This is a genomic window from Rhodococcus sp. MEB032, from assembly GCF_030208925.1.
GTDB classification, from domain to species: domain Bacteria; phylum Actinomycetota; class Actinomycetes; order Mycobacteriales; family Mycobacteriaceae; genus Rhodococcus_F; species Rhodococcus_F qingshengii.
Map to the genome: position 1 here is coordinate 1 of NZ_JARVSY010000057.1, position 6,410 is coordinate 6,410.

Annotated in this window: 1 protein-coding gene; it reads right to left on the reverse strand. The window is 62.8% G+C overall.

The genetic code is table 11. The features are described 5' to 3' along the window. The coding region (locus tag QRN54_RS33195; RefSeq protein ID WP_502944083.1) for an amino acid adenylation domain-containing protein at window positions 1–6,410 on the reverse strand (6,410 nt) is incomplete at both ends.

Sequence of the window (6,410 nt, forward strand, 5' to 3'; positions counted from 1 at the left end):
AACCCCCCACCACAACCCCCACACCATCCCAACCACCCACCACCAACCCACGCTCACCGGCGACAAACACGTCGACCTCACCGACCGGTGTATCCGCGTTCGCTGCGAAGGCGGCAAGAATCCGCGACATTCGCTGTGCAATGGTGTCGACCGCGGCGCGGTCGAATGCCGCCGGCTGGTACCGCAGGCTGACCTGCAGCGTCGGTTCCGCGACCGACAGCACGGTGAGCGGGTAATGCGTGGCGTCGCGGGCATTCACAGCGGTGACGCGCATACCGGCAATGTCGGTGTTCCCGCCCATCCCCGAGGTATCGATCGGATACGACTCGAAGACCGACAGTGTGTCGAACAAATTGCCTGTCCCTACGACAGATTGAATCGCGCCGAGTCCGACATAGTGATGATCGAGCAGAGCTGTCTGCTCGCTTTGCAGTCGAGCGAGCAGCTGCGTACACGTCTCGTCCGGATCCAGTTGCACTCGGACAGGCAACGTGTTGATCAGCAGCCCCATCATGTTTTCCACACCAGACAACTCGGGTGAGCGGCCCGAAACCGTGACGCCGAAGACTACGTCGTCACGGGAAAGCATCCGAGACAGTAGGACACCCCACGCCGCCTGGATCACCGTGTTCATCGTGATCCCGCTCCGTTGGACCAGCGCACCGAGTCCGTCGCGCACCGAATCGGGTAGATCGACGGCAACCTCTTCGGGCACCAGCTGCTCCGCGATCGGCGTCGAAGGCGCCAACAACGTCGGCTCGTCGACGCCTTCCAAGGCGTCCTCCCACGCCGCGAGCGAGGTCTCCATATCGCGGTGCATCAACCATTCCAGATAGGTGCGGTACGACGGAGTCTCGGGAAGATCGGCCGGGGCCCTCTCGACCGAGAGACTGTCGTCCGCGTATCGCATCAACAGTTCGCGAACCAGCAACGGCATCGACCAACCGTCGAGAACGATGTGATGGTTCGTCACCACCAACACACACCTCGTCGGCGAGGTTCGCAGCAACGTCAGCCGAAGCAGTGGCGGCGAAGCGAGGTCGAAGGGTGCACTGCGATCCTCGGCGAGGCGGCGCTCCAGATCTGCGTCGGTTGCCGATCCGCGATCACTCAGGTCGACCTCGGTCCAGGGAATCACGGCATCGTCGACAATCAACTGCACCGGTAGGCCGTGTACGTCGTAGAGAAACGCTGCACACAGATTCGGGTGGTTTGCCAATAGTCCGGCAGCAGCGCCGCGCAAACGCTCGGAATCAACCGATCCTTCGAGCTCGACGCACAACTGCGCTGTGTAGACGTCCGTCGACGTGGCCGCCAGTGAGGCATGGAACATCAGCCCGGCCTGAAGGGGCGACACCGACCAGACATCGTGCAATCCGGGGAAGTCGTTCTCCCAGCGTTCGATCTGTTGTTGGTCGACCGAGACGAGGGGAATGTCCGACGGCGTCAGACCGCCCGCATCAGGTCGCGACGCGTGCGCGGTGAGTCCGTCGAGCGCACGACGCCACAGTTCCGCGAACTCCGCGATGTCAGACCTGTCGAGCACTCCGCGGGGAAAGGTGAAAGATGCTGTCAGGCACGGCCCGTCGACGTGGTCCTCAACCGCGGCGTTGATGTCGATCACGGACGCCACAGGCATGGACGGGTTCTGGGTTCCGCCGAGCCTTCGATTGCCCTCCACCGGCAGCCAGTCCTGTGTTCCGTCAGAGGAGCTGATCCGGCCCAGATAGTTGAAACTGATCTGAGGAGAACGGAATCGGCCGAGTGGGTCGCTCTCGCCAGACAGGTACCGCAACATCCCGAATCCGATTCCATGATCGGGGATCGCACGGACGTACTCTTTGACAGCTTTGAGGGCCCGCCCGGCGTCGGCGCCACCGGCCAGTGCGTCGTCGACGTCGATTGCGCCGAGGTCCACGCGCACCGGGTAGAGCGTGGTGAACCAACCAACGGTGCGAGCGAGGTCTGCGCCAGGAACCACCCCTTCCTCGCGGCCGTGTCCTTCGAGAGTGATCAGGGCGGCAGCGGTGTCCATACCGCGGCGTCGTCGCCACCCGATCGAGGCCAACGCAACAGCGGTGAGGAGTCCGTCGTTCACGCCGGCGTGGAATGCCGCAGGAACCGTGGTGAGAAGGTTCCTGGTCGCCGAAGGCGAGATGTCCACTGTAACGGTGTCGACCGTGTCGTCGACGTCGATCGTGGGATCGAGTGGGCGCGAACCGATCAACGGGTCATCGCCGTCCAGGATCGTTCTCCACATGTCCAGTTCGACGCTCCGGTCGCCCACGTGCTCGACAAGCCCATGCGCCCATCGCCGGAACGACGTTCCGATCTGTGGCAGTTCGGGCGTGACACCGGCCTGGAGTTGTGCTGTCACCGACGCCAGGTCGGTGACCAGAATGCGCCACGAGACGCCGTCGACAACCAGGTGATGAATCACCACAAGTAGTCGGCCCCGCCCGGTCGACACGTCAGGTTTGTCGGCCAGGTCGAACCAGATCACGCGCACCATGTCAGCCGTGGCGGGATCCAAGCTGTCGGCCACGGCCTCGAGTTCTCCCGACGCCAAGGCCCTGAAACCTTCGTCGTCCACCGAATCGACAGCTACGCGGTGGATCAGTCCTTCGGCCGAGATCGAGCCGGGTGGTAAGACTTCCATGACCCGGTCACTCTCAACCAAGCGAGCTCGAAGCATTCCGTGGCGGTCCAGCAACACCTGGAGACCACGGACAAGGAGGTCCTGGGTGAGATCAGCGGGAGCTGTCAGCAAGAGCGCCTGGGAGAACCGTTTCACTCCGCCGCCACGCAGCCCGCCACTGCTGCGGTCGAGCATCCACTGCGCCACCGGGCTCAGTGGAACAGTTCCGACAGCGGATCCCGGTAGCTCCGCGAGTACATCAGGCCTGTCCTGCTCAAGGTGCGCCGACTCGGCAAGCGCGGCGACGGATTTGTGGTCGAAAACATCTCGGGGTGAGATGATCACACCCGCATCGCGAGCGCGGGCCACCAATTGGATGGACATGATGCTGTCGCCACCGAGCTCGAAGAACGAATCATGCACTCCTACCGCGTCGAGACCGAGAACCTGCGCGAACAGAGCGGCAAGAAGATTCTCGGTTTCCGTTCGCGGTGGCCGGTCGGGTGTGGCGGCGGACGAGAAATCGGGTGTGGGAAGCGCTGCGCGGTCGAGTTTTCCGTGAACCGTCAGCGGAACGGCGTCGAGCACCACCACCGCCGCCGGCACCATGTACGACGGCAGGCGCTTGCCTGCATGGGCGAGGACGTCTCGCGGATCGACACTCGCTCCGCGATCGGGAACCACGTAGCCGATCAACCGATCCCTGCCGTCGCCGTTCCAGACGGCCGTCACCGCCTGGGCCACGCGCGGGTGCGTCTGCAGTGCCACCTCGACTTCCCCGAGTTCGATGCGGAACCCACGGACTTTGACTTGGGCATCGGTGCGCCCGAGATACTCCAGCCGTCGGTCGGGCGTCCACCGCACGCGATCGCCCGTGCGATAGATCCGCGTTCCCGGCGCACCGAAGGGATCTGCGACAAACTGCGTGGCGGTCAACGGGTATCGCCGGTGATAGCCGCGAGCGAGAGCCGGCCCGGCAAGATACAACTCCCCCGCGACACCTACCGGTACCGCTCGCAGACGCGAGTCCAGCACTACCTCGCTGAATCCGCGAGTAGGTGTGCCGATAGTGACCGGGTCGTTCGGAGCCAGTGCCGCACTGATGCTCGACACGACAGTTGCCTCGGTAGGACCGTAGGCGTTGAACATCTTTCTGCCCGGAGCCCAGCGGGCCACCAATTCCGGCGGACACGCTTCCCCACCTGTCACGACACAACCGACAGTGGTGAGACCGTCTGGGTCGACGGACGTTAAGGCCGCCGGAGTCACAAAACAATGGGTGACGCGCTCGCGCTCCAGTAACGCCGCCAGTTCCGACCCGCCGTAGACGGTCGGTGGCACGATCACCATCGTGGCTCCAGCACCAACGGCCATCACGAGCTCGAGAACCGACGCGTCGAAACTCGGCGAAGCGAAGTGCAGAGTTCTGGATCGGGTCGTGGCGGCGAAGGTCTCACGCTCCTGGAGCGCGAAGTCGCTCAACCCGCGATGTGTGACCGTCACGCCCTTGGGTGTTCCTGTCGACCCCGACGTGTAGATCAGATAGACCGGATTGTCGATGCGAATCGGTGCCTTCCGATCCGCGTCGGTGACTTTCGATGGCGAGTACGCCCGCAGCCGTTCCTCGAAACCGGCATCGTCGAGGACCAGCCACGGCACGAGGCCGGACAATGCCGCGTTGTGAGCTCGAGACGTTATCCCCCACCCTGCACCGGAGTCGCCCAGCATGTGCTCGATACGAGCAGCAGGATGTCCCGGGTCCACGGGAAGGAATGCCGCACCTGTCTTGGCAATGGACCACACCGCCAGAACGGACTCGATGGAGCGTGGGAGACACAACGCCACCACCGATTCGGGACCCACTCCGGATTCGATCAGCATGCGGGCCAATCGGTTCGACTGCGCGTCGAGTTCGAGATAGGTCACTTCACGTTCCTCGAACACCAGCGCAACGGCGCCGGGATCCTGGGCAGTCGCCATATCTGTTGCTGCAGTCAGCAAATCCGGAAGGGTCTGAACAGCGGCGGAAATCTCACCTCGCACGGGTACCAGTTCGGCTGACTCATAGGCGTCGAGGATCTCGATATCTCCGATCCGTGATTGCGGATCCGTGATAACGCGCTCGAGAATCCGTTGCAGGCGGTCGACGAAGCCCGCTACCGTTTCCTCGTCGAAAATATCTGTGGCATATCCGAATTCGGCGCGAAGACCGTCCGATTCGCCGGCTGCGCCGGCATTCTGCGTCACCGTCAACTGAAGATCGAAGTTGATGGTGTCGATCTCGACGCCCACGTCGGTCACCTGCAGGTCGGGGAGTTCGAGTGCAGGCCGTTCGATGTCTTGGAACTCCAACATGACTTGAAACAGGGGCGAGTACGCCGTCGAACGTGAAGGATTCACGATCTCGACGACTCTTTCGAACGGCACGTCCGCGTGAATGAAGGCGCTCAGATCTACGTTTCGGACCTGGTCGAGGAAGTCTCCGAAAGTTGCGCCGCGGTCCACTGCAGTGCGCAACACCAACGTGTTGACGAACATGCCCACCAGGTCGTCGAGTTCGCGCTCCCCACGCCCGGCGATGGGAGTTCCGACGGCTACGTCGTCCTCATCACTGAGCCTCGCCAGCAGCACTGCCAAGGCTGCGTGCACAACCATGAAGACCGTGGAGTTGTGTTTGCGCGACAGGGCAACCACACCGGCATGCACCTTCGGACCGAACACGAACCTGATCCGTCCGCGTCGAAGCGAACGCACATCAACACGCGGCCGATCGGTCGGAATGTCGAGAACCTCCGGTGCGCCCGCAAGATTCTCGGCCCAATAGCCGAGCTGTTTCGAGATCAGAGACCGAGAGTCCGATTCCGAGCCCAACCAACCACGTTGCCACAACGCGTAGTCGGCATACTGGATCCCGAGCGGCGCCCACTGCGGTGCCTCACCGTTCACACGGGAGGTGTATGCGCTCATGAGATCTCGGGCCAGCGGTACCGTGGAGAATCCGTCGGCGGCGATGTGGTGAATCACGATCACCAGGACATGCGAGTGGACCTGGTCGTCTCGCCGCAACAAGGTGGCGCGCATCGGGACCTGCTGCATGACGTCGAAACCATCCGAAACGATCTGCCGGCAACGCTCGCGCAGCTCTTCCTCTCCCTGCACAAGTATCGGTGCAAGATCCGATACCACCTGTGAGGTAGACATGATCACTTGACGCGGGCCGTCGTCAGTGAGAGGAAAAACAGTGCGCAAGGACTCGTGCCGCTCGACGACGTCGACAAATGCCGCGTGAAGTGCACTCAGATTCACTGTGCCGTCGAGCCTCAACGCGCACGCGACGTTGTAGGCGGCGGACTCGGGGTCGAACTGATTCGCAAACCACATTCGCTCCTGCGCCGGCGAAAGTGGGATATCCGTCGTCGTACCCCGCGGCCTCAACGCCGGCTTGGCCCCCTCTCCTCCGCGACACTGCGCCAACTCGGCCAGCGCTGCAACGGTAGAAGCATCGAAGACGTCGCGAATGTTGATCCGTTCGCCGAGAACAGAATTCACTCGCGCAACCAGCCTGGCCGCACTGAGAGAGTTCCCACCCAGGGCAAAAAAGTCGTCGTTCACGCCCACCGTCGACGTTCCCAGCAGATCATCGAAGATTGCGGCAACCGTCTCCTCGACCGGCGTTCGTGGCGCAACATACTGCAGCGGTTGAGGTTCGAAGTTGACGTCCGGGAGGGCTTTACGGTCCAACTTCCCATGCACCGTCACCGGAAACTCCCCC